Raw genomic sequence first — 25862 nt, forward strand, 5'->3', positions numbered from 1 at the left:
TGCCTACTACGCTAAGACTAACTTCACAGCCAGCCCGATGAGTAAAACGCCCATGGCCCGGTCGAGCCAGTAGCCTTTTGACCGGATAGCACCTGCAACACGACTGGTGCTGAGCAAATAGGAAAGCAGACAAAACCACGCCCCCGTCGCGAACGACAGATAAAGCCCGTACATTAACCGGATATCTGAAGGCGTTTGTGAGTCAATGATGACAGTGAACAGTGACAGGAAAAATAAAGTGGCCTTAGGGTTAAGGCCATTGGTAAGAAATCCCTGAATGAACGCTTTTTTAGCACTGATAGCCGGCTGTTTAGCGGCGATTTCAGCACCTGCTTCATTGTTTGCCTGTGCAGGGCCGCTTCTCAACGCTCCCGAAGCGAGATATAACAGGTAGGCAGCTGCAATATAGGTAAACGCAGTATAAAGCCAGGGTGTGGTTTTAAGTAGTACGCTAATTCCGACGAGTGAATAAGCCACATGGACCAGAATTGCCAGGCCAATACCCACACTGGTGAACATGGCTGTCCTGCGACCATAAGCAACACTGTTACGCACTACTACAGCAAAATCAGGCCCCGGGCTGGCTACTGCCAGAAGGTGTACCAGAGCGATAGTAATAAATTCATCGAGATACGGCGACATTTACAACGTGGCGGTCAATGATAACTCTTCAAGCAGACTGTCGACAAAGTTAGGAACAACTTTAGACGCCGGGCCGTGGTATGACTCATCGAACATGTCGCAGCGATCACTGGGTTGAAGATTCAGCTCCACAGTTCTGGCTCCGCTGTCCTTCGCAACCTGCACAAAGCCGGCTGCCGGATAAACCTGACCTGATGTCCCCACTGAGATAAACAAATCCGCTTTAGTCAAAGCCAGGATTATATCGTCCATTTGCAGCGGCATCTCACCAAACCACACAATGTCAGGACGAAGACCTGCAGAAGGTGTGCAACACGGGCAAGGGGTTTGATCATCAAAAGACTCATCCCATGAGTGAGACTGGCCGGAACCAGTACAACGGGCTGAGAGTAACTTTCCGTGCATGTGAATCATGCGCTGACTGCCGGCTCGTTCGTGAAGGTCGTCCACGTTCTGGGTTACAAGCAGAAAGTCTTTACCAAGCTGCTTTTCAAGTCTGGCCAGTGCACTGTGTGCAGCATTAGGTAACACACCGGGTTCCTGTAATTGTGCCCGCCGTGCATTATAAAAGCGGTAAACCAGTTCAGGATTTGTGGCAAACGCCTCAGGTGTCGCAACATCCTCAACTTTATGGTTTTCCCATAAGCCATTGCTGTCGCGGAATGTCTTCAAGCCGGATTCCGCTGAAATACCTGCCCCGGTTAACACGACGACACGTGGTTTATTGCTCATCATTTAACCTCCACAGGAAAGTGTGAATTAGCTCCCCACTCTGCCCATGCGCCATCATAAACGGATACGTCTGTGGCACCACATAACAGAGCGGCCATGCCGGTAATACATGCTGTAACACCGGAGCCACAACTGCAGATGATTGGTTTATCAAGGTCTATCCCTTTGTCTGCAAAAATCTGTTTGAGTGCTTCCGGTGATTTAAAACATCCGTTGTCTAAGACACATTGAAAAGGCAAATTAAACGCGCCGGGCATGTGACCCCGACGTAGTCCTTGTCTGGGCTCTTCTACTTCGCCATAAAAGCGGGCTTCGCTTCTGGCGTCGATAATCTGGATATCTTGTGAAAGTGCGTTGCTGACTTCTTCAGCATTAACAAACCATTTGCGGGCAGGCGAAGACGGATTGTAAAGTGCATTCCCGCTTTGCGGGACCGCTCCGGAATCAGGATAGCCCGCCGCTTGCCAGGCTGGCCAGCCGCCGTCTAATACAGTCACTTTATCATGGCCTGCTGCTTTTAGCATCCACCAAAGCCTTGGTGCCGTAAACATGCCACGATTATCATAAATCACAACATCACTATTTTCGGTAATGCCTAAGCTTCCCAGTAATACCGCCAGCGCATCAGGAGAGAGATTTGTATGCGGCAAATCTCCTGAATGGTCACTGCCTTCTTCATCAAGATTAATATCAAGGGCGCCGGGTATAATTTGTGAACCGGTAATATCAGCAGTACCGTTTACAGGATCCGACATAATGGCACGGAGTACGCAAATGGCATTTTCATCAAGAGTTTGCCGAAGTGTACCGGCTGAGATTAAGAATCGATTCATTACGTCCCTGCTTAGAACGGCTGTAAATAAAACTGCACGATTCAATCACTATACGAAGATTCATCCTAAAAATACAGCCAATTATCGTCACAAATTTGAAAATTTACGGATTTAAACTAAGGATGATTGCTAAAAAATTGAAGCCATTAAGAAATGGTGCCCGGGGCCGGACTTGAACCGGCACGCTGTTACCAGCGAGGGATTTTAAATCCCTTGTGTCTACCAATTTCACCACCCGGGCTTGGGTTGTCTTTCGACTGGTACAGGTTGGAACCTGTTATCGCTGTTGCGATGATGGAGGCGGAACCCGGAGTCGAACCGAGATCCACGGATTTGCAATCCGCTGCATAGCCATTCTGCCATTCCGCCAATTTGGAGCGGGAAACGAGATTCGAACTCGCGACCCCGACCTTGGCAAGGTCGTGCTCTACCAACTGAGCTATTCCCGCATTTTTGCTACCGTTTCAGTTCGCTGCTGCTCTCTGAAACGTGGGGTGCATTCTACCTGCACGGACAAAACTGTCAACAGCAAAAACCATCAAAATACACCTAAATACCTAATTTGCTGTCTGTTTGCCTTTTTTTTATTCGTATTGCACAACAACCAGCCAACCCTTATGGCTTATGACGTCCGGAGAGATGCTTCCAGGCCGCGCCGGTATACACAAGCATGGACCAGACAGACAAAACTGCCGCTATATAAAGCAGAATATGCCCCAGCGTTACCCAATAAATGGGGAAGCCCATAAACGTTTCCAGGCCTGATAACAATCCGATTAATGCCAGCATCTGCGCCATGGTTTTCGCTTTACCGATAAAGCTGACTTTTACCGTATCGCTGTAACCCCGCTGTGCCATCCATTCACGTAATGCAGAAATATAAATTTCGCGCACCATCAAAGCGATAGCCGGCAACGTGATCCACAAAGAACCATAGGTATGGGTAATCATGATCAATGCCGTTGCAACAATGAGCTTATCTGCCACAGGGTCAAGGAAAGCACCGAACGGTGTTGACTGTTTCAGCTTCCTTGCCAGATAACCGTCAAACCAGTCAGTTATGGCTGCGAGCCAGAATACAAATGCACCGGCTTCTTTTGCCCAGCGCCAGTCAAGAAAATACACCACCACGAATACAGGAATAAGCACAACACGAAAAAGCGTGATGATATTTGGTACCGTCCACATATTATTACTTCTCAATTTTCATCAATGACATCACACAGGTAAGCATGGTAACACGTCCCTGATTATTCACCTGCTTAAAGATGCAGATGATCGTAAATGGTTTCCGCCAGCTCAGCACTGATCCCGGGGACGTTTGCAATCTCGTCTTTGCTGGCTTTTTTCAAACCCTGCAAACCGCCCATGTATTTAAGCAGGCTTTGTCTGCGCCTTGCTCCGATACCGGGAATCGATTCAAGACTGGAGGTCGTTTTAACTTTTTGCCGGCGGTTTCTGTGCCCGCTAATGGCAAACCGGTGAGACTCATCCCTGATATGCTGTATAAGATGCAGCGCAGGTGAGTGACTTTCCATAGGAATGGTTTCATGAGAACCGGCCAGGATAAGCGTCTCCAGTCCGGGTTTCCGGGTCGTGCCTTTCGCCACACCGATAAGCATGGGCTTTTTATCTTCCGGCCAGTCTTCAAAAAATGACTCAGCCTGTGCCAGTTGCCCTTTACCGCCATCAATAAAAAGGATGTCAGGAATTTTACTGACTTCTTTAACGTTCTTATAGCGGCGTCTCAGCGCCTGAGCCATCGCGGCGTAGTCGTCACCCGGCGTTATACCTTCGATATTGTACCGGCGATAGTCGCTTTTATGGGGCCCTTCACGGTTAAACACCACACAGGACGCCACGGTTTGCTGACCGGATGTATGACTGATGTCGAAACATTCCATACGCTGTACCGGCGTATCAAGTTCAAGAATATCTTCCAGATCGAGGTATCTGGCATGCACAGACTTCTGCTGACTGTACTGGGCATCCAGTGCGTTTTCTGCATTGGTTTGAGCCAGCTTCAGATACCGGCGCTTTTCTTCCCGTGCACCTTTAAATATCTTAACTTTGCGTTTTGCTTCTTCGCATAACACATCAAGAATACTGTCTTCTTCGGTTAATGCGCGTGGCAACACAATTTGTTTCGGAATAATTTTATTGCCTGAAAGATAAAACTGCAGAAAGAAGGACTCAAAGATTTCATCTTCACTGGCAGATGCAGGCACTTTAGGGAAATAGGCTTTCGAGCCCAGCAACTGACTGTCGCGGATAAACATAACCTGAATGCACGCCATATTCCCCCGCACTGCGAAGCCGAAAACATCCATTTCATCCTGTGTACCGGACACCCATTGCTGTTCCTGCACTTTACGCAGTACATTTATCTGGTCACGGTAACGTGCAGCAGCTTCGAAATTCAGTTGCTCACTGGCCTTTTCCATTTTATCAACCAACGTGCCGATGACCTGCTGATTTTTCCCGTTCAGAAATAAGCGCGCAAGCTGGACCTGCTCCTGATATTCCTCATCACTGACATAGCCTTCCACACAAGGGGCGCTGCAACGCTTCATTTGATATTGCAGGCAGGGACGGCTGCGGGCACGGTAATAACTGTCTTCGCACTGTCTTACCGGGAAAATCTTTTGCATGGTACGCAGGCTTTCGCGTACAGCCCATGCACTGGGATAAGGGCCGAAATATTCACCTTTCTTTTTTTGCGGGCCCCGGTGAAAAGACAACCTGGGATGCTCGTGGGCAGAGAGGAAAATAAACGGGTAAGACTTATCATCCCGCATGACCACGTTATAACGGGGTTTGTACTTCTTAATGAAGTTATTTTCCAGCAGAAACGCTTCGGTTTCACTGTTCACCACAGTGACGTCCATTGAGGCAATGTTTGCCACCAGAGAACGGGTTTTAGCGTTATCTACGTTTTTGCGGAAATAACTGGATACGCGGTTTTTAAGGTTCTTTGCTTTACCGACATAAATCACATCGCCCTGCTCGTTGTACATCCGGTAGACACCGGGCTGACTGGTCAGGTTTTTAAGAAACGCGTTGTGATCAAATGCCGGCATTGAAATTAAAGCAAATTAGAATCGATGAGTTTGTGTCGTAGCGCCAGGTGAGTCAGTTCCACATCAGTGGATACCCCCAGCTTTTCAAACATCCGGTAGCGGTAACTGTTAACAGTTTTCGGGTTAATACAAAGTTCGCTGGCGATTTCAGGTACCTTCTGACCTTTGGTCAGACGCATAGCAATATTCAGCTCACGGGTAGAAAGCGAATCGAAAGGATTGTCGCTTTCCGGAGTAATACGCCGCATAGCAATACTTTCAGCGATGTCCGCAGGCAGATACTTCTGACCGGAATGTACCTTGTAGATAGCCCGGATCATCTCTTCCGGATCAGCGTCTTTGGTTAAAAATCCGAATGCACCAAGTTGCATAACCTGCGTGGGAATGGGGTGTTCTGTATGCATAGACAAACAAATCACCCGCGTATTCTCAGACATTCGTACAATTTTTTTAGTGGCTTCCAGTCCGCCCATGCCGGGCATATTGACGTCCATCAGGACAATGTCGGGCGCATCAGTTCTGCAATGTTTAACAGCGTCTTCCCCGTTTTTCGACTCGGCTACGACTTTGAAGTCGGATACATCGTCCAGAATACGTCGAATCCCTGTTCTGACCAGTTCATGGTCATCTGCCAGGATAATCTTAATCACGTTTTTTTGCTCACTGAATCATCGTTATTATTGATTTGATTAGCGGTCTGTTTACCACCACGGGCATAATAACATGATATCTGCGGCTGTGAACATGCTGCCGTCAGAAAGGCGATCAAAGCTGTGGTAAATCAAACCACAATGCTTCTGTGTCAGTCCCGGCAGTGAGTTTAAGCATGTCATCCTGATAGACGCCGATGCCGTCACCGGCTGAAAATTCATCACCTTCCAGTGTCAGGTCACCTTTAATCAGATGCAGATAGCCAAGCCGGCTGCCTGTTGACAATGTAATGCCCTCACCTTCTTTTAATATTAAGCGGTGTAACGACATGTCCTGATGTACCTTTACTGTACCGTCAGCACCGTCCGGTGTCACCAGAGCTGTGAGCGCCCCTTCCTGAGCGATGGTTTTCTGTTCATAACCCGGCGCGATACCTGTTTCTGCAGGCAGCACCCAAATTTGTAAAAAGTGTACCGGGTCAGTTTGCGACGCATTGTATTCGGAATGCCGTATCCCTGTACCTGCAGACATGCGCTGAATGTCTCCGGCCGGAATCGTATCACTGTTCCATGTGCTGTCTTTATGTGCCAGCGCACCACGGGTTACATAAGAAATAATTTCCATATCGCGGTGACCATGCGTATCGAAACCACGTCCCGGCGCGACGTTATCGTCATTTATGACTCTGAGTACCGAAATTCCCATGTGCTCAGCATCATAGTAGCGGCCAAAGGAAAAGGTATGTTTTGATTGCAGCCAGCCAAAATCAGCTTTGCCTCTGGCATCTGCTCTGCGAATGTAACGCATACTAATACTCCGGAAAAATTGGACAGGCCTAGTGTAGTCCTGTTAACCGGGATTAATACTCCATTATCTACAACGAAATGTTCTATTTATTAGAACTAATGGTAAGCAGCAATTCGCCAACATGCTTTATCACCTCGCTTGAGGTGGCAAAATTAAGCCGGACAAAACCGGGAGAACGAAAGTCGGCCCCGTCATTGGCAGCAATGCCGGTACATTTGAACAGGTAGTCAGCGGCGCTGCCGGGAGCAACATGATTCAGAAAATCGCGAAGATCCAGCCAGAGAAAAAAGGTCGACTGAGGTATACAGGCGAGTAACGATGAGTTGTGCAGTAGTCTGGTAAGAAGAACGCGGTTTTTACTGATCTTTTCCCCCATAGTCTGCAGCCATAAATCGTTAAGCTCGTCGTATGCCAGAATTAATGCCTGTCTTGCCAGTGCGCCTGCAAACAAGTGGGTACGGGTGCTCGCTGCGCGGACTGCATCCCGCCATTGCTGATTAACAATGATAGCGTAGGCTGCCGCCGGAACATGGGCGAGATTGTAGGATTTAGATGGCGATTGCAGCACAATGATATTGTTTTGATATGCTTCCCCGATACTGACCAGAGAAACAAATTCGTTTCCCTCAGCAATAAAACCGCGGTGAACTTCGTCACAAATTAACGGAATGTTTCTCTGAGTACACCACTCAGCCAGCGCCTCCAGTTCGTCCCGTTGCCAGAGCCGGCCGGTTGGATTATGAGGATTACAGAGCAATACCGCAGATAAGTCATCCGGCAGTGACGATAAATCTATGTGAACATTGCCATCGCTGATATCCAACGTCAGCGGGCAAACTTTGCGTTGTGTTTTTTCTGTCACGGCGAAAAACGGCCCGTAAGAAGGTATGAATATACCTACTTTGTCGCCGGGGCGCGTCAGGCATTCCAGCGCAATGCCCATTGCAGCGATAATACTACAGCAATCTACAATGGAATATTCATCTATATATTCCCCTCTCCGCCAGTGCCACTGACTGACAGCGGCAGTAACAGCAAGTTGCTGATAACCAAAATGAGAAGACAGGAAGCGGGAAAGACCATGGTTGACCATTTCCGGTGGCGGAAAATCCGTATCCGCCACCCACATGGGAAATACCGGTTTATCAGATGCGCCATAACGATTTTTTACATCATTAAATTTTAGCGAACCACTGTTAAAACGCTGCTGAAATTCCTGCACTATTTTATCCGTTCAAAGACATTAAATTCAGATAGTGAATGCTGGTATTTTCTCTTCGTTTCTCTTATCACAAAGGGAATATCCTGCGGGGCAGCCACACGCCGGAAATCATCGCCTAAGGCTTGCTCCAGTGCCATCGTCGACGTGAGTGTTTCACCATTTGCGTCTTTATAGCCACCGAGCCAGTTTTCTCTGGCAGTATATTCTTCTAACCATGTAAACGGCGATGCAATGATCAGCAATCCTCCCGGATTTAACCGTTCACGAATGCTTTCGAGTAACCGGGCGGGTTCGTAAACACGGTCAATGAGATTGCTCATAAGGATAAGATCATAACCGGTAAACTGGGGCTTCAGGTTACATGCATCGCCCTGGGCAAAATGCACTCTGTCTTTATTTTCGCTCAGGCCAAGGTCTGCCAGTTTTGCTACTTTAAATTCGGTCAGCTCCCCTTCTTCAATCAGGTTGTAACGAATCTCACCGTGTTCCTGCATGGCAAAAGCGGTCTTAATAAAGCGTGCAGAAAAATCGATGCCGTCAACGTGATCGAAGTACTTAGCCAGCTCAAATGAAGCGCGGCCTGTTGCACAGCCCAAATCTAACGCCCTGGCTTTGGGTTTTGCACCGGTAAACTGCATGGCAAAAGCTACAGATGCGGCACCAAAATTTGGCACACCGTAATACGTACTGCCATAGTGGAATTCACTGTACTGTGATACCTGCGTGTCACTCTCGTAATCGAGATCGTTCACTTTAATTACCTCGGTAGATTCAACATAACGGAAACCCGCGTGCTGGAAAAAATGGCGACGGAAGGCATATCGACTGTGTGCCATGGCTTCATTTCCCGTCGAAATCCATGAACCACCTTTAAATAAATTGTGTTTATTGTCAAAAGTCGGCGTGGTGAAATCATCATACAGAGGATGCACCTTGAAACCGTCGAAAGGATAGATGGGCGTTTCTGTCCACTGCCATACATTACCCGCCACATCGTAAAAGCCCCCCATTGAGAACAGGTTCACCGGTGTTGATGATGCACCATGATGCAGACCTGTGTTCCACTCTTCTCGCCACAAAGTATCTTTCATCCCTGCGTGTTCACATAAACGCAGCCACTCATCTTCTACCGGTAATTGGATATTCTTACCTGTGCGCTTTGACAGCCAGTTACAAAAGGCCTTTGCTTCATGGTAATTGACGTCCACAGGCCAGTCTTCCGGCAGCGGAATTTCTGTTGCCAGCGTGCGGTAGACATAGCTATTTCCCTGCTCCCGCCAGAAGACAGGGTGCCTGGCGCCGGTATAGGACAACCATTGTCTACCCTCTTCCTCCCACAAACGAGGCTGAGCGTAACCACCATCTTTCACAAACGCCAGAAACTCACCGTTACTGACCAGGTACTGTGACGCAGAAAAAGGTTTTACTTCTGCAGTGTGCTCACCGTATTCGTTGTCCCAGCCATAGTAGTCTGCGTTAAATGGTTTACCTGCTGAGACTTTTCCGCCGGGCACGGGAAGCAAAGTATTCTCAGGGGCTTCACCGGACTCCGGATACGGTGCCCATTCCGGTTGGGGTTGTACAAATCGCAGAGGTAACTGGCGGATGAGAACAGAAGACGTTTCAAGGTGAATGCCTTCATGCTCAATGCCCATCAGAACAGGCCACATAGGGCTTTCCCAGTCTATGGGTAATGAAAAATCCATTGTCAGAATCAAGTCGCTGACCAGGCGTCTTACCTGAGCACGGTAGGCAGTGACTTCTTCAACGGCAGGCCAATCATAGTGAGCGTCATTGAGGTCATCCCAACTCATCTCATCTACACCGATGGCAAACAAAGATTCAAAATCAGGATTGATACGGTCATTAATAAGTTTCGCCAGTACCAGTTTATTAATAAAAAAAGTGGCAGTGTGACCGTAATAAAAAATATGCGGATGACGTAATTTTTCCGGCCGCTGATAGTAAGCGTCATCTGATTTTAATAACGAGAAAAGACTTTCGTAACGGTCAAAAGACTGTTGAAAATAAGCCAAGATTTCTTTTCTTTTTTCTTCAACAGTTCCCTGTTTCAGATGTGGTGTGTGAAGAGCGTTCATGCAAACCCCGGATGGTGTATTTTTGTTAGGTGTTTCTCTGTTATGGATTTCTTTGTTACGAATCGAGGCCGGTACCTGACAATACTGGCGGGAGCCATCTGATCTTTTGTACAGAAAACAGTAGCAGAATTCCAGACCTTACCGTGGGAATACGGAAAGAGTACCACTGAGATCAATGAATTAAATGTAATGGAATTGTGTGACCGGAAAGTTTCAACCGTTTACACGGTGCGAAAAGTAAAAAGGCCCGCTTAAAATAAGCGGGCCCTTTTGGAATTTGGCGGAGAGAGAGGGATTCGAACCCCCGGAAGGTTTGACCCTTCGCCTGATTTCAAGTCAGGTGCATTCAGCCGGACTCTGCCATCTCTCCGTTAAGTGGTGCGTATCATAATGATTTTATCGTGATTGAAAAGCACTATTTCAAATAAAATCAACCAAGTGCGCAATATGCAAACAATCTGCTCAGAATTTAACATCACTGTGGCTAAAGCGATTATTTCCTGAACAGGCTGATACCTTTATGTAATTACAATGGAACATTGACTGCCATTTGAAAGCAAAAAAGCCCGCTTAGTTAAGCGGGCTTTTTCAGAATGTGGCGGAGAGAGAGGGATTCGAACCCCCGGAAGGTTTGACCCTTCGCCTGATTTCAAGTCAGGTGCATTCAGCCGGACTCTGCCATCTCTCCGAGAAGTGATGCGTATCTTAATGATATTTTTTTGCCTGTAAAGCGTTAATTTTAAAAAAGCCTTTAACCGGTTAGCTTTTAATCAACGTATTAATAAATAACAGGCAGTTGATGATTAATGCAGCACAGTGACATGTCTGTTTACAGTTTGGGTTTGAAAGCACTTGAAAAATGGAACCAAAACCCATACAAATGACCTAAGATAATGTTACCAGGCTTTTCTGGTGTTTATAGTCCTATTGGAGGAAACAATGGATCAACGTTCGATGTATGCAGGTGCATCTCAACAGTCAGTACTGCAAACAAATAAGGTATTGCGCAATACTTATATGTTGCTGGCTATGACACTGGCATTTAGTGCAGTGTGTGCCGGTATCGCTATGGCGGTTGGCATCTCTCCTATGATGTCGTTAGTCATGACCATCGGTGCGTTTATTACCTTATTCGTGGTTCAGCGTAAGGCTGAATCTGCATCCGGTATCTACTGGGTGTTTGCATTCACCGGTTTGATGGGTGCATCACTGGGTTATACCCTTAACTTTTATTTAGGTGTAGCGGGTCCCGGCCTTATTATGCAGGCATTAGGTGCGACAGCTCTGGTATTCTTTGCATTGTCAGGTTATGCACTTACCACTAAAAAAGATTTTTCTTTCCTGGGCGGATTCCTGCTGGTAGGTCTGGTGGTTGCTGTAGTCGCCGGTATCGCGAATATCTTCTTCATGGTACCTGCGGTATCACTGGCAATCAGTGCTGCTATTGTGTTCATCATGTCAGGTTTCATCCTGTTTGATACCAGCCGTATTGTTAACGGTGGTGAGACAAACTACATCCGTGCAACCGTTTCAATGTACCTGAACATCTATAACCTGTTCACTTCTATCCTGCACTTACTGGGTGCGTTTGGTGGTGATGATTAATTAAAAGGCTTACTGCCTGAGGAAAACACCCCGTAAGGGGTGTTTTTTTATTTCTATGTCCCGTTATTCTGTACTTGTCACATCATCACCCTACGACAACGACGGAGCCTCACGCGCTCTGGCCTTCTGCCATCAGTTAGTTGCTGACGGTCAGGAAATTGAACAGATATTTTTCTATCAGGCTGGCATTTACAATGCGCTGCCACAAATGAACCCGCCTAATGACGAAATGAATGTCTATCAGGCATGGTGTGATTTGAAATTAAAAGCACAAACGTCATTACGGGTTTGCATGACCGCGGGAGACAAGCGGGGTGTAAACGACACCGGCGAAGAAGAGGTTTTCGAACATACCGGCCTCAGTGATTTTTTCACTTCGCTTCATCAGTGTGAACACCTGGTACAATTCTGATGGCACATTTACTTATTCGTTTTACTACCGCCCCCTACTCTGTCAGTCAGGCATCCGACGGGCTGGACTTTGCCATGGCAGCAACGAACTACGGCCACGAAGTATCAATACTGTTTGAAGGTGACGGCATCTACCAGTTAACAGAGCAGGCCCCGCAACAGCAAGGGGTGAAAAATCACTTTAAAAGGCTTAAAGCGCTGCCATTCTTTGACATTGAAGACTGTTACTACGTGCAGTCCGATTATGCTACCAGAAGAATTAGAGGGCGGGATATATTAAAAACTGTTAAGGCGTTAACTGATGATGAGGTGCCGGCGCTGATTGAACGGGTTGATCATGTGGTGACGTTCTGATGATAATATTTATTACTGGCTCAAAGAGTAATGATGTGCAGCAACGTTATCTCCGGAATGCTGAAACCTTGAACATACCTGTTATTCTTCGGGGAAACGGCGTCTATCAATATAGTGAACTGCAGAGTGGTGACTTTCCGCTTTACCTACTCGCTGACGATGCTGTATGCCGCGGCGTGAACTGTGAAGAGAGTGACCTTATCTCACACAGCGACGTTATTCGTTTCACACAACAATATGGCAAGTGGATAGTACTATAATGGCCGGTAATACAAGCTTTGAATGGCAAGGCAAAAAGATAGAAACTGATAAGAACGGTTACCTGCTGGATTACACGCAGTGGGACGAGAGCATGGTGCCTGTACTGGCGGAGCAGGAAAACATTTCGCTGACAGAAGAACATTGGGAAGTGGTTCGTTTTGTCCGGAATTTTTATCTGGAATTTGAAACCAGTCCTGCGGTACGCGCACTGGTGAAAGCAATGGCGGCCGAATACGGTCCGGAAAAAGGTAACAGCCGTTATCTTCAGCGGTTATTTAAAAAAGGGCCGGCCAAACAGGCAACAAAACTGGCGGGCTTGCCTAAACCCGCCAAGTGTCTGTAATACAAAAATGGCGTCTTATGAAGACGCCATTTTAGTGTTTACCGGTGTGATTAAGCCGGTTTAATTTCAGTCACACCACCCATGTAACTTACCAGTGCTTCCGGCACTTTTACGCTGCCATCAGCCTGCTGATAATTTTCAAGAATAGCCACTAAAGTACGGCCTACAGCCAGACCTGAGCCATTCAGCGTGTGTAATAATTCAGGCTTATTCGTTTCCGGGTTACGGTAACGGGCCTGCATCCGGCGCGCCTGGAAATCAAGCATGTTAGAACATGAAGAAATTTCCCGGTAAGTATTTTGCGCCGGTAACCAGACTTCCAAATCGTACGTTTTACAGGAACCAAAACCCATATCACCGGTACACAGCAACATTTTGCGGTAAGGCAAGTTCAGCTTCTGTAAAATCACTTCCGCATGACCAGTCAGTGCTTCCAGCGCATCAAAGGAATCTTCGGGTTTAACCAGCTGAACCAGCTCAACTTTATCAAACTGATGCTGACGGATAAGACCTCGTGTATCACGACCGTAAGAACCCGCTTCACTCCGGAAGCAAGGTGTATGGGCAGTCATCTTCACCGGCAGGGATTTGGCATCAAAAATCTCGTCACGTGCCAGGTTGGTCAGCGGAACTTCAGCAGTTGGGATCAGCGATAACCCCTGACCTTCTTCGGTGGCAGGCTGAGTATGGAACAGATCTTCACCGAACTTAGGCAACTGACCGGTACCATACAGGCTGTCATGATTGACCAGATAGGGTACGTACATTTCCTGGTAACCGTGTTCTGCAGTATGCACATCCAGCATGAACTGAGCGAGTGCACGGTGCATGCGGGCAATGTGGCCGCGCATTACAACGAAACGACTACCGGTTAACTTCGTCGCAGCAGCGAAATCCAGCCCTTTATTTAAAGCTTCAGCTACATCTACGTGATCTTTTACTTCGAAATCAAATTCAGCAGGTGTGCCCCACTTACTGATTTCCACATTCTGGTTTTCGTCTTCACCCACCGGCACAGATTCGTGGGGAAGATTCGGGATCCCCTGAGTCAGTGCAGTGATTTCAGCCAGCAATGCATCAAGTTCATTTTTTGCTGCGTCAAGATCGTCGCCCAGCTGGCCAACCTCGGCCAGTAATGGCGCAATGTCCTGGCCCTGCGCTTTTGCTTTACCAATGGACTTACTACGGACATTACGTTCATTCTGTAATTCCTGCGTTTTTGTCTGCAGGGATTTGCGCTTTTCTTCCAGCGCATTAAAAGCGTCTGCATCCAGTGTAAAGCCCCGGTCGGCAAGGCGTTTAGCAGTGTTCTCAATGTCTGCCCGAAGTAACTTTGGATCTAACATGTAATTATTTTTATCCTTTCATCATTGCTATTGCTGCCCATCCTGCCAGCAGGCACAGGCACACATTTAATAACACATTGGCTATGGCTTTCATTATCAGGCCATTTTCCAGTAGTGTCAGTGTTTCGATAGAGAACGTGGAAAAGGTGGTAAAAGCCCCTAAAAGGCCGACACCTATCAGAGCACGATAGGGAGAATCCATCAGTTCATGCCGCTCTATGAATCCGTATAACAGTGCAAGGCTGAACGAGCCTAATACGTTCACCGTCAGTGTACCAAAGGGCAGCGCTTTTCCAAACCAGGAATCGATATTAGATGTGACAAAAAAGCGCAAACACGCGCCTATTGCGCCGCCTGCTGCGATATAACAGTACAAGACAATTCCTGTTGGCATGACTATCCCTTTTTATCCGTAGCCTGTTGATTCAGTGTGTCGAGAAAATCCCGTTTTGCTTTGAGTTTTTGTTCCAGTCCGCGTTCTGTGGGCTCATAGAAACGGGTACCCGCAATCTCTGGCGGCAGATACACCTCGCCCGCTGCAAAAGCATGGGGCTCGTTATGCGCATAACGGTATTCCTCGCCGTGCCCGAGCTCTTTAAGCAGTGCCGTCGGGGCGTTCCTTAAATGCACCGGGACGGGATAATCCGGCGCTTTAGCTGCCATCTGTTTTGCCTGACTGAAGGCCATATAAACGGCATTACTTTTTGGCGCAAGTGCACAATATACAGCCGCTTGGGCAATGGCCCTTTCCCCTTCTGCCGGTCCGACACGATGATAACAATCCCAGGCGTTCACACTCAGTTGCATGGCTCTGGGATCTGCATTGCCAATGTCTTCAGACGCGATGGCCAGCAGACGTCTGGCTACGTACAGCGCATCACCACCGCCGTTCAGTATTCTCGCATACCAATAAAGCGCCGCGTCAGGATCTGAGCCACGTACTGACTTGTGAAAAGCGGAAATTAAATCGTAAAACGTATCGCCACGTTTGTCATAAGCAGCCACTTTTTCGCCGGTTGCCTGCTCAACATCGCTGAGTGTGATGACATCGCCCTCAGCGAAATCCCCGGCCAGTTCAAGATAAGTCAGTAATCTGCGGGCATCACCGGCACACAGGCCAAGAAGCGCCTTTCTGGCATCATCTTTCAGCTCAAAACCGCGTTTGCCAAGCCCTTTATCTTTATCTGATAACGCCCTGTTCAGCACCCCGTTAAGCGCATTGTCGTCCAGCGACTGCAACACATAAACCCTGACCCGTGACAGCAATGCATTATTCAGCTCAAAAGAGGGGTTTTCTGTGGTGGCACCGATAAAGGTAACCGTACCGGATTCCACAAAGGGTAAGAATGCATCCTGCTGACTTTTATTAAACCGGTGAACCTCATCAACAAACAATAATGTACGCTGACCATGACGCTGATCTATTTCAGCCTGCTCCATCGCAGCCCGGACGTCTTTTACACCGGCTGTGACTGCTGACAGACGCACTACCTTTGCCTGTGTATACGCAGCAATCATTTCTGCCAGTGTGGTTTTGCCTGTACCGGGAGGTCCCCACAAAATCATTGAATGGCAATGACCGGCTTCCAGCATTTTTCTTAAGGGTTTCCCTTCGCCCAGTAAATGGGTCTGACCGGCATAATCATCGATGCCGGCCGGTCGCATGCGGGCAGCCAGCGGGGCGTAGTCGTCCTGCGAAAACAAACTCACCGCTGATCGTCTACCATAAATTGATCAGAAATATCTGCCTGAAATGTATCAGCAGCCATAGGAAAGCGGGTACTGCTTTGAGAGAACAGAATGGTGCTGGTTTGTTCCTGTGCATCCAGTGTAGACAAACCTGTAAGGCTGTTGCCATCAAACAACAGGGTCAGTTCACGGATCTGACCTTCACCGTTTTTAGGGGTAACGATATATTCAGATGCATTGTCGTCAGCAGCACGGACAACGAATTTCGACCAGACAGTATCATCATCAGAGGTTAGTAACATGAACGGATTATCTTTTACCTGACCTTTCTGATCCATCACGGTAACCTGCATGGCAAAGGGGTCGATATTCCAGACCGTTTCGCCATCAGCAATAAGCACGTTGTCATCCGGTGCGTAAGTTTCCCAGCGCAGCTTGTCCGGACGTGCCAACACCACTTCGCCTTTGGTTTCATGAACGATATTATTACCGCTATCAGTAATAACCTGCGCATACTGCGCTTTGAACTGATTAATACCGGACAACAAAGATTTTAACTTTGCACCGGCGGCGTCATCCGCCTGCGCGGAAAATGCGAAAATACCGGATAAAACGATGGTGAAAATAAAACGGTTCAATGTACTACTCCTTGGGTACAGGGGGCGCAAGCACTTCCCTGTTACCGTTATGACCTGGTGAAGATACGACACCGTTTGCTTCCATTTGTTCTACCAGTCTGGCCGCACGATTGTAACCAATTCTGAATTTACGCTGCACGGAAGACACACTGGCCCGCCGCGTTTCAGTTACAAATGCTACAGCCTCATCGAAGAAGGCATCATATTCCTCGTCACCGTTTTCTGCTGCTTCTCCCGGCAGTAAGACTTCCGCAGTGGCTTCACCGTTAAGAATTTCATCAATGTAATCAGGCTTGCCCCGTTTCTGCCAGTCACTGACTACCGCATGCACTTCATGGTCATCCACAAAGGCACCGTGTACACGCGTTGGTACCGGGCTGCCGGGCGGTAAATACAGCATGTCACCCATACCAAGCAGCGCTTCTGCACCCTGTTGATCCAATATTGTTCTGGAATCGATTTTACTGGATACCTGGAAAGCGATACGGGTGGGTATGTTGGCTTTGATCAGACCGGTGATAACATCTACAGACGGGCGCTGCGTGGCCAGAATAAGATGGATACCGGCGGCACGGGCCTTTTGCGCGATCCGTGCTATCAATTCTTCTACTTTCTTACCCACAATCATCATCATGTCGGCAAATTCGTCAACAACCACAACGATGGCCGGTAATTTTTGTAAGTCCGGCGCTTCTTCTTCCATGCTGTCTTCAGTGCGCCACAACGGATCTTTAATCGGCTCGCCGTCTTCGATGGCCTGTAACACCTTGGCATTATAGCCTTTCAGGTTTCTGACCCCGAGAGCAGACATTAATTTATAGCGGCGTTCCATTTCACCTACACACCAACGCAACGCGTTAGCGGCTTCCTTCATATCGGTGACCACTTCTGCCAGCAAATGAGGGATCCCTTCATATACTGAAAGTTCCAGCATTTTCGGATCGATCATGATCATGCGGACATCTTCCGGCTTGGACTTATACAGCAAGCTCAAAATCATGACATTCACCCCGACGGATTTACCGGCACCGGTTGTACCGGCCACCAGTAAGTGAGGCATTTTGGCAAGATCGACCACAACCGGTTTACCGCTGATATCCGCTCCTAACACCATGGTCAGAGCAGACTTATTGCTCTGGAAGGCGTCACAGGTGATCACTTCACTCAGACGAACCATTTCACGTTTTTTGTTAGGCAGCTCAAGACCTATCACAGACTTTCCGGGAATAACTTCCACAACACGCACTGACATAGCAGACATAGCACGGGCTAAATCTTTTGACAGACCGGTAATTTTGCTTACCTTCACGCCGGGCGCCAGATCAAGCTCGAAACGGGTGATAACAGGACCGGGATAGACGCCTACCACACTGGCCTCAATGTTAAAATCTGCCAGTTTGTCTTCCACCAGGCGGGACACCATATCCATCTCTTCCTGAGTGATGGGGTTTTCTTTACGGTCGGGGCGTTCCAGCAAGTCAAAGGATGGCATTGGGCCTAATGCTGCAATTTCGGCCTTCTCAGCCTCTTTTGCAGCCACCGCTTCAGCCAGAGTTGTCGGCGCTTTTGGTTTTGCAGCGGGTTGTGATAGCGGCTTCGCAGCCACAGGCTGTTCTGTAACCGTTGAAGTTTCAATGTTTTGTGGTTTGTCATCCGAAACATCTGATGCATCATCCGTACTGAACACCGGTTCAGATTTTTCAGCCGGAGCCGTATCTTTGTCTTTAGACGGCATCACTTTTTCTTTAAAACTACTGAAAGAGAACCCGGACTTCTTGTCCGCTTCGATGGTTACCGGTTCATCAACTTCAAAAGGTGGTTCATCATCGTCATTGGCGAATACTTCATCAGGAATACCAAATGAAGGCTCGTCCCGCTGACTCCCTGACCAGGGAGAAGACGTTGTTTTATCACTCTTGCGCGGTGCATCCTCAGGTAGTGGCGCAGCTCTCAGTGTCGTTACCTCTACAGTATCGCCACTCCCCTGCCCTGCAGATTTTTCTGAAGATAAAGCCAGCTTTGGCATATCAAGACCGATAAGCTGTTGCGGGACCGAAATGGTCTTTCGGCCGAACCAGATGGTTGCACTGCCCATACTGTCGATAATATCCAGCCAGCTGATACCGGTAAGTAATGTAAAACCGGTGCAGGAAAAACAGAGCAACAACAGAATTGTGCCTGCAGTATTAAAATAAGGAATAAGTGCAGAACTGATTACATCACCGACAAAACCGCCTGCGGAAAAATTATACAAATCGTTAAAATTGATACTTGCGATGCCGGTAACACCCAGCGCAATCAGTAATCCGCCGATGATTCTCAGGCCGATAGTCAGATAATCAAATTCATCGAGATCTTTGACGTGCTGAAATAAGAACCAGCCAATAAAGGCAAAGCAAAACGGTAAAAGATAGGCCAGCCAGCCGAAACTGAAAAGTAATAAGTCTGCGACCCAGGCGCCTGTTGCCCCCACCCAGTTATGCACATCAAGTTGTAGGCCTGCCTGACTCCATCCCGGATCGCCGGGATGAAAAGAAGCCAGTGCCAGTAAAATAAAGAATGCGAAAACGCAGGCGACCATCATGCCTGCTTCAAGTAATCGCTGGATACCTGTTAAACGCGCCATAAACCCTTAATCATCTTTATCCGTCACCGTAAGTGCAGAAGCCTTTCCATGCACACAGAAAACAACGGTGACTTGTTTTAACACACTTTTATTATTTTAATATTTCTTCAGCCGTGATGAATACTGGCTGAACAGCGACTGAAACTACAGTAACTGTAATATTACAGACTACCACAAAGGGAAAAAGGATACCTAGTTTAATATACAGTGGTTTTAACCGTTTCCACCCTTCTGCAGCACTGGCAACCACGCCACTTTTAACCGTCATTTCATATTGATGCGTACTGCAGTGGTACTTTTTACTTCTTCCATCACCACGTAGGTTCTCGATTCACTCACACCGGGTAAACGAAGTAAGGTATCTCCCAGTAATTTCCGGTAACTGGACATATCCGCTACCCTTGCCTTCAGCAGAAAATCGAAATCTCCGGACACAAGGTGACATTCCTGAATATCTTCCTGATCCTGCACTGCAGCAGAAAATTCTGCGAAGATATCCACCGATGTTTTCGTTAAAGTGATTTCAACGAAAACCAGCATGGCAGCGCCCAGTTTCTCGGGGTCAAGTGTAGCATGATATCCGGTAACATAACCCTGAGCCTCAAGGCGCTTAACTCTTTCAAGACAGGGACTGGGACTCAGCCCCACTGCTTTAGCCAATTCAACATTCGATATCCGCCCGTCTTTTTGTAGCTGTGTAAGGATATTTCTGTCTATCCGGTCAAGGTGTTTTGGTGTTTTTACCAGCATATTAAATTCTGCACTTTCTCTGTTTTACAAAATATAGCACGGCATCCTGAAAATCTTCAGCACATACTTCGTTTTTTTCTCACGTATACTGCCGCCATCTGAAACAAACAAAAAACAACAATTTTTGAGGGTTCTATGTTAGTTGGTGTACCAAAAGAGATTAAAAACCATGAATACCGCGTTGGTCTGACGCCTGCAGCAGTTAAAGAATTTGTTACCCATGGTCACGATGTGGTTGTGGAAACTCATGCAGGTACTGCCATTGGCTTCACTGACGACATGTATGTGTCTGCAGGAGCCCGCATCTCACAGACGGCTGGGCAGATTTTTGCTGAAGCGGACATGATTGTTAAAGTAAAAGAGCCTCAGCCCAATGAATGCAAAATGCTGAGAAAGGGTCAGACACTGTACACGTATCTGCACCTTGCTCCGGACCCTGTTCAGACTGAATTACTTATCGCATCCGGCGCCACTTGTATTGCCTATGAAACAGTAACAGACGACCGTGGTGGATTACCCCTGCTGGCACCGATGAGCGAAGTTGCCGGACGCATGTCAGTTCAGGCCGGCGCACACTACCTTGAAAAAGCCCACGGCGGCAGCGGTACTCTGCTTGGTGGCGTACCGGGTGTAGCACCGGGTAAAGTACTGGTAATTGGTGGCGGTGTTGTAGGTATCAACGCGGCTAAAATGGCTGTTGGTATGGGTGCTGATGTAACCATTCTGGATCGCTCTCTGCCACGACTCCGTCAGATTGATGATATCTTCAACGGTCAAGTTAAAACAGTATTCTCAACGGTAGATGCCATTGAACAATATTCATCAAAAGCAGATCTGGTTGTCGGTGCAGTCCTTATTCCAGGTGCGGCAGCGCCGAAACTGTTGAACGAAGACCATATTAAAGCGATGAAGCCGGGTTCAGTTGTGGTGGATGTGGCCATTGACCAGGGCGGTTGTTTTGCTACTTCAAAAGCGACAACACACCAGGATCCTGTTTATATTATTGACGACGTGGTTCACTACTGCGTTGCCAATATGCCGGGCGGTGTTGCACGCACCTCTACCATGGCACTGAACAATGCGACATTACCATTTGGTCTGGCGCTGGCTAATAAAGGCCCGAAACAGGCTATGCTTGATGACAAACACCTGCTGAACGGTCTTAACGTTCACGAAGGAAAAGTAACGTATAAAGCGGTAGTCGATGCACTTGGTGAAAAACTGGGTCTGACGTATACACCGGCTGAAGAAGCGCTGAAGTAATCAGTAAAGATATTAAAAAGCCCCGTTCTGTTCATACAGGACGGGGCTTTTTTGTATAACTTACCTCACAGAGAGGCATTCACTTCTTTGAGGACGCTGAGCGGATCAGCAGCCTGCGTAATGGGGCGCCCCATTACCAGGTAGCTGACGCCGGCGTTCATCGCATCAACCGGTGTCATCACACGCTTCTGATCGCCAACGTCACTGCCTGCCGGACGAATACCAGGCGTTACCAGCAAGAATGGCGCCTTCATAGTTTTACGAAGCAATACCGCTTCCTGCGCTGAACACACAATACCGTCCAGACCAGCTTCAAAAGTCAGTGCAGCGAGCTTCTCTACCTGTTGTGCCGGCGTCACACCGGGAACAACCCGTTGTAACTGAGCTTCGTCCATACTGGTCAGCACGGTGACGGCAATCAGCTTTGTTTCGGGATGTGAACTGGACTCAATAGCCAGTTTCGCTGCTTTCATCATTTCTGCGCCGCCGGAAGCATGAACGTTCACCATCCACACACCCAGCTCAGCAGCAGCTTTACAGGCTTTCGCTACGGTATTGGGTATATCGTGAAACTTGAGGTCGAGAAAAATATCAAACCCCATATTAACCAGTGTCTTAACGAACTCAGGCCCGAACAGGGTGAACATTTCTTTTCCGACTTTCAGGCGGCATATTGCAGGGTCTAACTGCGAAACAAACGCCAGGGCGGTGTCTTTGTTATCATAATCCAGGGCAACAATGACTTTAGGATCTTGCATGAGGAATTTATTCTCCGTCTAAGCCTTTAATGGGTTTAACAACATTCCATTTTTTACAGGATGGACATAGCCAGTACAGTTTTCTTCCGGAAAACCCGCAACTGGTACAACGGTATTTCGGACGCTGCTTCATTTGCTCTTCAACAAGTCCTTTCAGTAACCGCAGACTGTTTGCAGATGCTTCATCGTTAAGCTGGTCAATGTACAAGCCCATGAGCGTTTTAAAGCCTTTCATGGTCGGGCGTTTGCGTAACTGATCGAGCAGGTAATCGGCAGCTTCCGAGGTCTTTCCCTGATGAATTTTTATATCTACCATGGCGAGATACGATGTGGCGCACTCCTGCCAGTGAGAAGACAACGCTTCTTCAAAGCCGTCCCAGTCTCCGGTTTCCTGTGCAATTGCTTCAAGTGCGGGGACCGCTTCACTGAACCAGTTGAGGTCGTGCTCTGCCACCTGTACAAAATACGCTTTCGCATCACCGAAGCGCTTCTGGTCAAAAGCAATATGTCCAAGCATTAACCACGGGCGGACAGCATGCTCATCTGCATTAACCGCTTTCTGCAACAGAATAAGTGCTTCACCCTGCTGTCCGTTATCCTGTTCCAGTTGTGCCTGTTCACAATAAAAATGGGCGAGACGCTCGCTAACATCATCACTGTCACCATGACATTCAACCATCTTTTCAGCCAGTTCGATGGCCCGTTCCCACTCTTTCGTAGTCTGATAGATGCTGAACAACTGTTGCTGGGCAACGAGATAATGCCTGTCACTGTTCATCAATTGCAAATAGGCACCTTCAGCCCGCTCCAGAAAGCCTGCCTGCATATAATCGCGCCCGAGTTCTTTTAAGGCGTTTTCCTGCTGGTTAGATTGAATTTCCTCTCTGGAAACCAGGTTCTGGTGAATTTTGATAGCGCGGTCAATTTCTCCCCGGTGGCGGAAAAAATTCCCCATGGCAATATGGGTTTCCACCGTATCACTGTTCAGATTGATCATCTTAATCAGTGTATCAACGGCTTTATCAGGTTGATCGCTTAACAGGAAGTTAAGGCCACGATAATAGTGCCTGGACAGAATACTCGATTGTTTCCGCTGTGCCTGACGCACACTGTTACGGCCCATTATCCAGCCGTACCCGGCTGCCACAGGCAAAAGTAGAAACAACAGTTCGAGCATAAATTATTCTTTGATGGCTTTGCGTAAACGACTGCGGGTTGCAACCAGCTGCACGCGCAGACTTAACCAGCTCAACAACATCATGAGCAATCCGATGATAATACCGATACAGAGCGTAACAGCAATCAGCGTAGACATGCGTATTTCTGCCTGTGCAATCAGGTAATTTACTGTCACTGATGCATCATTCTGCGACCCGATAGCAAATGCCAGTACGAGGAGAAACACAATAACAAGTAAGGTAACTATTCCTTTCAACACAAAGACCTTTGTTCTTTAACTCTCTGAGAGGATAGCAAATTGTGTGAAAACATGACATCAGAATCAGCAAAAAAGCCTTATCAGGCTGATTCGGCCTGGCTGGCCTTTGCTGTTTGTGGTTTTACCGGCCTGAGCCGGGCTCTCAGCACTGCCTGTTGCAGGACAGACTCACTGGTGAGGTATAACACATGAGAATACGATGATTGCATGACATTAAAACGGTCATACATGGGTTTATCAATGCGCGATAGTTGTGCCAGACGCTTTTTCGTCATTGGTGATGACTCTGACTGACAACGGACAACATCAATTTTGGTTACGCATAACTCAACTTTATCTTCCTGAATATGGTTATGCACGTGCTTACGCATTGATCCGTATAAAAAATCCGTTTCCGGAAGGTAAACCAGTTTATTGTCTGACTTACGCACACAATGGACAACCGATACACCGGTAACTGCACCATGAAACATATCAACCAGCAATTTCGACTTAGGTTTTTGCGCATCTTTGTCGGCAAAGAACCCATGCATCGGGACCACATTTTCAATGGCTGAAAATGGGTAAAGGTCATCACAGGCCGGGGTCTGATAAACTGTCTTTAACCGGTTAAGTAAATAACGGTTAGTAATACATAAAATACTCGCTGATGGATGATGTCGCACCGCGAGTTCCCATAAGAACCTGTGAGTATTACGGTGTAAAAGGTTGGTGTCTTTGTTTTTGAACCAGGCATAATTTTTATGCACAAATTGCAAAATGCCCGCCGCAATCGCATCCCGTTTTGAAGGCAACCGCAGTCTTACCTCTCTGGTCGCAGCAGAATATCCCACGATGTCATATTTCTGATTTTTAATCTTCAGCTCGGGGACGGAAACTTTAATTTCTTTTTCCGGCTTACTGAATGGCTCAGACAAAACTATACGCATCCCCCTGGAAGAAATATCTTTCACCAGCACGGGACTTGAACTCAGCAAGCCACTTTTTACCGCCCCTTCTTTGTCGATAATATAACGTGCCTCGCTTCTGCGGTTCATGTCTTCATCAAATACCAGACTGAAGGGGTATTGAGCAGTATCTTCAAGTAATTCTTCAGGAATCGCCGGCATCGGACGTCTTTCCGTCACGGCAAGACCATGCAGTGAGGCGGACACATTCTTACAAAAAAGAATGTGAGAAATGGCATCGAGTTCTTCGTAATCAGTCTGGATGAGGTCGTGAATGGCATAGGCCTTTTGCCTGTCATCGCGGACGACTTCTGACAATCGGCATTGCAGACAATGCAAACTTTCGTTTTTATTGAGCAAATGAATGACCGGTGCCAGTAACCCGGCTGATTCAAGCTCTCTTAACGTGGCCAGAATTCTGAACTCGCCCTTTTTCGTTTCAATAACGCCCGAAACAACAAAGGTTTCTTTATATTTAAACAATTCTTTTAATATGCGCGGAAACAGCTTCATGCTGGTCAACTGACGGATATTGGCAATACCGCCTGAGTTTGACTCATTTACAGCGGTGAACAGAGCAGAAAGTGGTTTAACGCCGTTATCAACCTTTTGAATAAACAAAGGTACCCAGGGGCTGTTATCAAGGACCCTGTCCCGTTCAAGATCCTGCATGGCTCTTTCACTTTCCAGTTCCCGCTGTAAAGGCTGCTGGAAAGATGCCATATCGATGTATTTCTGCAGGATTTTCGCTAAACGGGGATCGGTAGAAGGATGGAGCCTGAATTGTGTTTCGTATTTTTCAGTTTGCTTGTTAAATTTGATGCCGCTGACAACGTATTTGATTGCCATGCCTTTGGGTAGCCCGGGCACTTCCGGAAACTGAAAATTAAACACTTCTTTTGCTGAGACTTTTGGGGGCCGCTTACTTTCCAGCGACATTGACTTATAACCCAAAGAAGAAATAGTACAGGTTTTGCCCTTTTCGAACTCCAGAGACGATACAGGGAAATTGGGTGCGATAGCTAAATCATTACCAAAATGAATATCGTCAAGAGACTGGGTTTCTACCGTAAATGCATCAACAATCTTTTTATAGTTTTCTTTCTTTAAATGGGCCTGGTAGAAATCAGAATTCGTGATGGTTTCAAATACACCAACAGTATACCTGTCCTGATAGAGTTGGGATTCGGTTTGCAGAATACGTGCGCCAACTTTATCCAGACGCATTTCAACACCGAAATGAGAAAATTTGAATACAGGGAATTCTGCGAAGGCGGAGTTATCAGCGGGCGCATCAGTGATGCACGTAAGCCTCATGACTTCGTCCTTGATGATCTTCCTGACATTGCCGGGCACCCTGCCCGTGA

24 protein-coding genes and 5 tRNA genes are annotated in these 25862 nt (G+C 47.5%); 5 read left to right on the top strand and 24 right to left on the bottom strand.

Translation table 11 applies throughout. The features are described 5' to 3' along the window. Positions 1–6: 6 nt before the first annotated feature. The 14 genes from ACXAGC_RS09705 to ACXAGC_RS09770 form a co-directional block, all read right to left on the bottom strand. Entirely contained in the window at positions 7–642 is a 636-nt protein-coding gene (locus ACXAGC_RS09705) for a LysE family translocator (protein WP_474844225.1), read from the bottom strand. Continuing rightward, positions 643–1377, bottom strand: a complete 735-nt coding sequence (gene cobB, locus ACXAGC_RS09710; protein ID WP_474844226.1) for a Sir2 family NAD+-dependent deacetylase — start codon at positions 1375–1377, stop codon at positions 643–645. After that, the gene (locus ACXAGC_RS09715; RefSeq protein WP_474844227.1) at positions 1374–2207 is read right to left on the bottom strand and encodes a sulfurtransferase; all 834 of its coding nucleotides are present in this window, start codon (positions 2205–2207) and stop codon (positions 1374–1376) included. Before ACXAGC_RS09715 ends, cobB begins: the two co-directional genes overlap by 4 nt. Positions 2208–2361: 154 nt before the next feature. Then, positions 2362–2448 (bottom strand) — tRNA-Leu (locus ACXAGC_RS09720). A 54-nt stretch (positions 2449–2502) separates the two neighbouring features. Beyond that, positions 2503–2576 (bottom strand) — tRNA-Cys (locus tag ACXAGC_RS09725). Positions 2577–2580: 4 nt separating this feature from the next. Then, positions 2581–2656 (bottom strand) — tRNA-Gly (locus ACXAGC_RS09730). Between the two features lie 166 nt (positions 2657–2822). After that, on the bottom strand, positions 2823–3395 hold the full coding sequence (pgsA, locus tag ACXAGC_RS09735) for a CDP-diacylglycerol--glycerol-3-phosphate 3-phosphatidyltransferase (RefSeq protein ID WP_119501408.1): 573 nt from the start codon (positions 3393–3395) through the stop codon (positions 2823–2825). A gap of 74 nt (positions 3396–3469) precedes the next feature. Next, positions 3470–5287, bottom strand: a complete 1818-nt coding sequence (uvrC, locus tag ACXAGC_RS09740; protein ID WP_474844228.1) for an excinuclease ABC subunit UvrC — start codon at positions 5285–5287, stop codon at positions 3470–3472. Between the two features lie 5 nt (positions 5288–5292). Then, on the bottom strand, positions 5293–5937 hold the full coding sequence (uvrY, locus tag ACXAGC_RS09745; RefSeq protein WP_119501410.1) for a UvrY/SirA/GacA family response regulator transcription factor: 645 nt from the start codon (positions 5935–5937) through the stop codon (positions 5293–5295). A 115-nt stretch (positions 5938–6052) separates the two neighbouring features. Continuing rightward, entirely contained in the window at positions 6053–6745 is a 693-nt protein-coding gene (locus ACXAGC_RS09750) for a pirin family protein (protein ID WP_474844229.1), read from the bottom strand. Positions 6746–6827: 82 nt separating this feature from the next. Then, positions 6828–7967 (bottom strand): aminotransferase class I/II-fold pyridoxal phosphate-dependent enzyme, encoded by a 1140-nt coding sequence (locus ACXAGC_RS09755; RefSeq protein ID WP_474844230.1) that lies wholly within the window; start codon positions 7965–7967, stop codon positions 6828–6830. Continuing rightward, the gene (gene ovoA / locus ACXAGC_RS09760; RefSeq protein WP_474844231.1) at positions 7967–10066 is read right to left on the bottom strand and encodes a 5-histidylcysteine sulfoxide synthase; all 2100 of its coding nucleotides are present in this window, start codon (positions 10064–10066) and stop codon (positions 7967–7969) included. The genes ACXAGC_RS09755 and ovoA overlap by 1 nt, the downstream gene beginning before the upstream one ends. 278 nt (positions 10067–10344) lie before the next feature. Beyond that, positions 10345–10436 (bottom strand) — tRNA-Ser (locus ACXAGC_RS09765). Between the two features lie 226 nt (positions 10437–10662). Further along, positions 10663–10754, bottom strand: a tRNA-Ser gene (locus tag ACXAGC_RS09770). A 251-nt stretch (positions 10755–11005) separates the two neighbouring features. On the opposite strand from ACXAGC_RS09770, the gene ACXAGC_RS09775 reads away from it, so the two are divergent. The 4 genes from ACXAGC_RS09775 (at position 11006) to ACXAGC_RS09790 (ending at position 13040) form a co-directional block, all read left to right on the top strand. Next, complete coding sequence (locus ACXAGC_RS09775; protein WP_303574701.1) at positions 11006–11671, top strand: Bax inhibitor-1/YccA family protein; 666 nt, start codon at positions 11006–11008, stop codon at positions 11669–11671. 55 nt (positions 11672–11726) lie between these two features. Beyond that, positions 11727–12083 carry a sulfurtransferase complex subunit TusD gene (gene tusD, locus ACXAGC_RS09780; RefSeq protein WP_474844232.1) on the top strand — a complete coding sequence of 119 codons (357 nt, stop codon included), beginning with the start codon at positions 11727–11729 and terminating at the stop codon, positions 12081–12083. Further along, entirely contained in the window at positions 12083–12436 is a 354-nt protein-coding gene (locus ACXAGC_RS09785; RefSeq protein ID WP_474844233.1) for a DsrE family protein, read from the top strand. The genes tusD and ACXAGC_RS09785 overlap by 1 nt, the downstream gene beginning before the upstream one ends. A 259-nt stretch (positions 12437–12695) precedes the next feature. Then, positions 12696–13040, top strand: coding sequence for a TusE/DsrC/DsvC family sulfur relay protein (locus ACXAGC_RS09790; RefSeq protein WP_474844234.1), 345 nt, complete (start codon positions 12696–12698; stop codon positions 13038–13040). A 50-nt stretch (positions 13041–13090) separates the two neighbouring features. Here ACXAGC_RS09790 and serS read toward each other — a convergent pair whose 3' ends face one another. From serS to lrp, 6 genes are all read right to left on the bottom strand, one after another. Beyond that, a complete protein-coding gene (serS, locus tag ACXAGC_RS09795; RefSeq protein WP_474844235.1) occupies positions 13091–14386 on the bottom strand; it encodes a serine--tRNA ligase in 1296 nt (431 codons plus the stop codon). 10 nt (positions 14387–14396) lie between these two features. Beyond that, entirely contained in the window at positions 14397–14780 is a 384-nt protein-coding gene (gene crcB, locus ACXAGC_RS09800; RefSeq protein WP_119501420.1) for a fluoride efflux transporter CrcB, read from the bottom strand. Positions 14781–14782: 2 nt separating this feature from the next. Beyond that, positions 14783–16051, bottom strand: coding sequence for a replication-associated recombination protein A (locus ACXAGC_RS09805; protein WP_474844525.1), 1269 nt, complete (start codon positions 16049–16051; stop codon positions 14783–14785). Positions 16052–16092: 41 nt separating this feature from the next. Further along, positions 16093–16713, bottom strand: coding sequence for an outer membrane lipoprotein periplasmic chaperone LolA (gene lolA / locus ACXAGC_RS09810; RefSeq protein WP_474844236.1), 621 nt, complete (start codon positions 16711–16713; stop codon positions 16093–16095). Positions 16714–16717: 4 nt separating this feature from the next. After that, entirely contained in the window at positions 16718–19339 is a 2622-nt protein-coding gene (locus ACXAGC_RS09815) for a DNA translocase FtsK (RefSeq protein ID WP_474844237.1), read from the bottom strand. Between the two features lie 264 nt (positions 19340–19603). After that, entirely contained in the window at positions 19604–20089 is a 486-nt protein-coding gene (lrp, locus tag ACXAGC_RS09820; RefSeq protein ID WP_119501423.1) for a leucine-responsive transcriptional regulator Lrp, read from the bottom strand. A 135-nt stretch (positions 20090–20224) separates the two neighbouring features. On the opposite strand from lrp, the gene ald reads away from it, so the two are divergent. Next, positions 20225–21352: an alanine dehydrogenase gene (ald, locus tag ACXAGC_RS09825; protein WP_474844238.1), complete on the top strand. Its 1128-nt coding sequence runs from the start codon at positions 20225–20227 to the stop codon at positions 21350–21352. A gap of 65 nt (positions 21353–21417) precedes the next feature. Here the strand turns inward: ald and pyrF are convergent, their stop codons facing one another. The 4 genes from pyrF to ACXAGC_RS09845 form a co-directional block, all read right to left on the bottom strand. Next, entirely contained in the window at positions 21418–22110 is a 693-nt protein-coding gene (gene pyrF, locus ACXAGC_RS09830; protein WP_474844239.1) for an orotidine-5'-phosphate decarboxylase, read from the bottom strand. Positions 22111–22117: 7 nt separating this feature from the next. Next, entirely contained in the window at positions 22118–23287 is a 1170-nt protein-coding gene (gene lapB, locus ACXAGC_RS09835; RefSeq protein ID WP_474844240.1) for a lipopolysaccharide assembly protein LapB, read from the bottom strand. Between the two features lie 3 nt (positions 23288–23290). Further along, entirely contained in the window at positions 23291–23548 is a 258-nt protein-coding gene (locus ACXAGC_RS09840; protein WP_474844241.1) for a lipopolysaccharide assembly protein LapA domain-containing protein, read from the bottom strand. A gap of 80 nt (positions 23549–23628) precedes the next feature. Further along, positions 23629–25812: a PilZ domain-containing protein gene (locus ACXAGC_RS09845; protein ID WP_474844242.1), complete on the bottom strand. Its 2184-nt coding sequence runs from the start codon at positions 25810–25812 to the stop codon at positions 23629–23631. Between the last annotated feature and the right edge of the window lie 50 nt (positions 25813–25862).

This window comes from Alteromonas sp. AWJ4_197, from assembly GCF_056160285.1.

Bases quoted from the DNA above. Each gene is read 5' to 3' on its own strand.
- ACXAGC_RS09750 (WP_474844229.1), bottom strand. From the start codon at position 6,745: ATGCGTTACATTCGCAGAGCAGATGCCAGAGGCAAAGCTGATTTTGGC.
- tusD (WP_474844232.1), top strand. From the start codon at position 11,727: ATGTCCCGTTATTCTGTACTTGTCACATCATCACCCTACGACAACGAC.
- pgsA (WP_119501408.1), bottom strand. From the start codon at position 3,395: ATGTGGACGGTACCAAATATCATCACGCTTTTTCGTGTTGTGCTTATT.
- ACXAGC_RS09705 (WP_474844225.1), bottom strand. From the start codon at position 642: ATGTCGCCGTATCTCGATGAATTTATTACTATCGCTCTGGTACACCTT.
- ACXAGC_RS09805 (WP_474844525.1), bottom strand. From the start codon at position 16,051: ATGCGACCGGCCGGCATCGATGATTATGCCGGTCAGACCCATTTACTG.
- pyrF (WP_474844239.1), bottom strand. From the start codon at position 22,110: ATGCAAGATCCTAAAGTCATTGTTGCCCTGGATTATGATAACAAAGAC.
- ald (WP_474844238.1), top strand. From the start codon at position 20,225: ATGTTAGTTGGTGTACCAAAAGAGATTAAAAACCATGAATACCGCGTT.
- ovoA (WP_474844231.1), bottom strand. From the start codon at position 10,066: ATGAACGCTCTTCACACACCACATCTGAAACAGGGAACTGTTGAAGAA.
- lrp (WP_119501423.1), bottom strand. From the start codon at position 20,089: ATGCTGGTAAAAACACCAAAACACCTTGACCGGATAGACAGAAATATC.
- cobB (WP_474844226.1), bottom strand. From the start codon at position 1,377: ATGATGAGCAATAAACCACGTGTCGTCGTGTTAACCGGGGCAGGTATT.
- serS (WP_474844235.1), bottom strand. From the start codon at position 14,386: ATGTTAGATCCAAAGTTACTTCGGGCAGACATTGAGAACACTGCTAAA.
- ACXAGC_RS09845 (WP_474844242.1), bottom strand. From the start codon at position 25,812: ATGAGGCTTACGTGCATCACTGATGCGCCCGCTGATAACTCCGCCTTC.
- ACXAGC_RS09785 (WP_474844233.1), top strand. From the start codon at position 12,083: ATGGCACATTTACTTATTCGTTTTACTACCGCCCCCTACTCTGTCAGT.
- ACXAGC_RS09775 (WP_303574701.1), top strand. From the start codon at position 11,006: ATGGATCAACGTTCGATGTATGCAGGTGCATCTCAACAGTCAGTACTG.
- crcB (WP_119501420.1), bottom strand. From the start codon at position 14,780: ATGCCAACAGGAATTGTCTTGTACTGTTATATCGCAGCAGGCGGCGCA.
- ACXAGC_RS09790 (WP_474844234.1), top strand. From the start codon at position 12,696: ATGGCCGGTAATACAAGCTTTGAATGGCAAGGCAAAAAGATAGAAACT.
- lapB (WP_474844240.1), bottom strand. From the start codon at position 23,287: ATGCTCGAACTGTTGTTTCTACTTTTGCCTGTGGCAGCCGGGTACGGC.
- ACXAGC_RS09715 (WP_474844227.1), bottom strand. From the start codon at position 2,207: ATGAATCGATTCTTAATCTCAGCCGGTACACTTCGGCAAACTCTTGAT.
- uvrC (WP_474844228.1), bottom strand. From the start codon at position 5,287: ATGCCGGCATTTGATCACAACGCGTTTCTTAAAAACCTGACCAGTCAG.
- ACXAGC_RS09815 (WP_474844237.1), bottom strand. From the start codon at position 19,339: ATGGCGCGTTTAACAGGTATCCAGCGATTACTTGAAGCAGGCATGATG.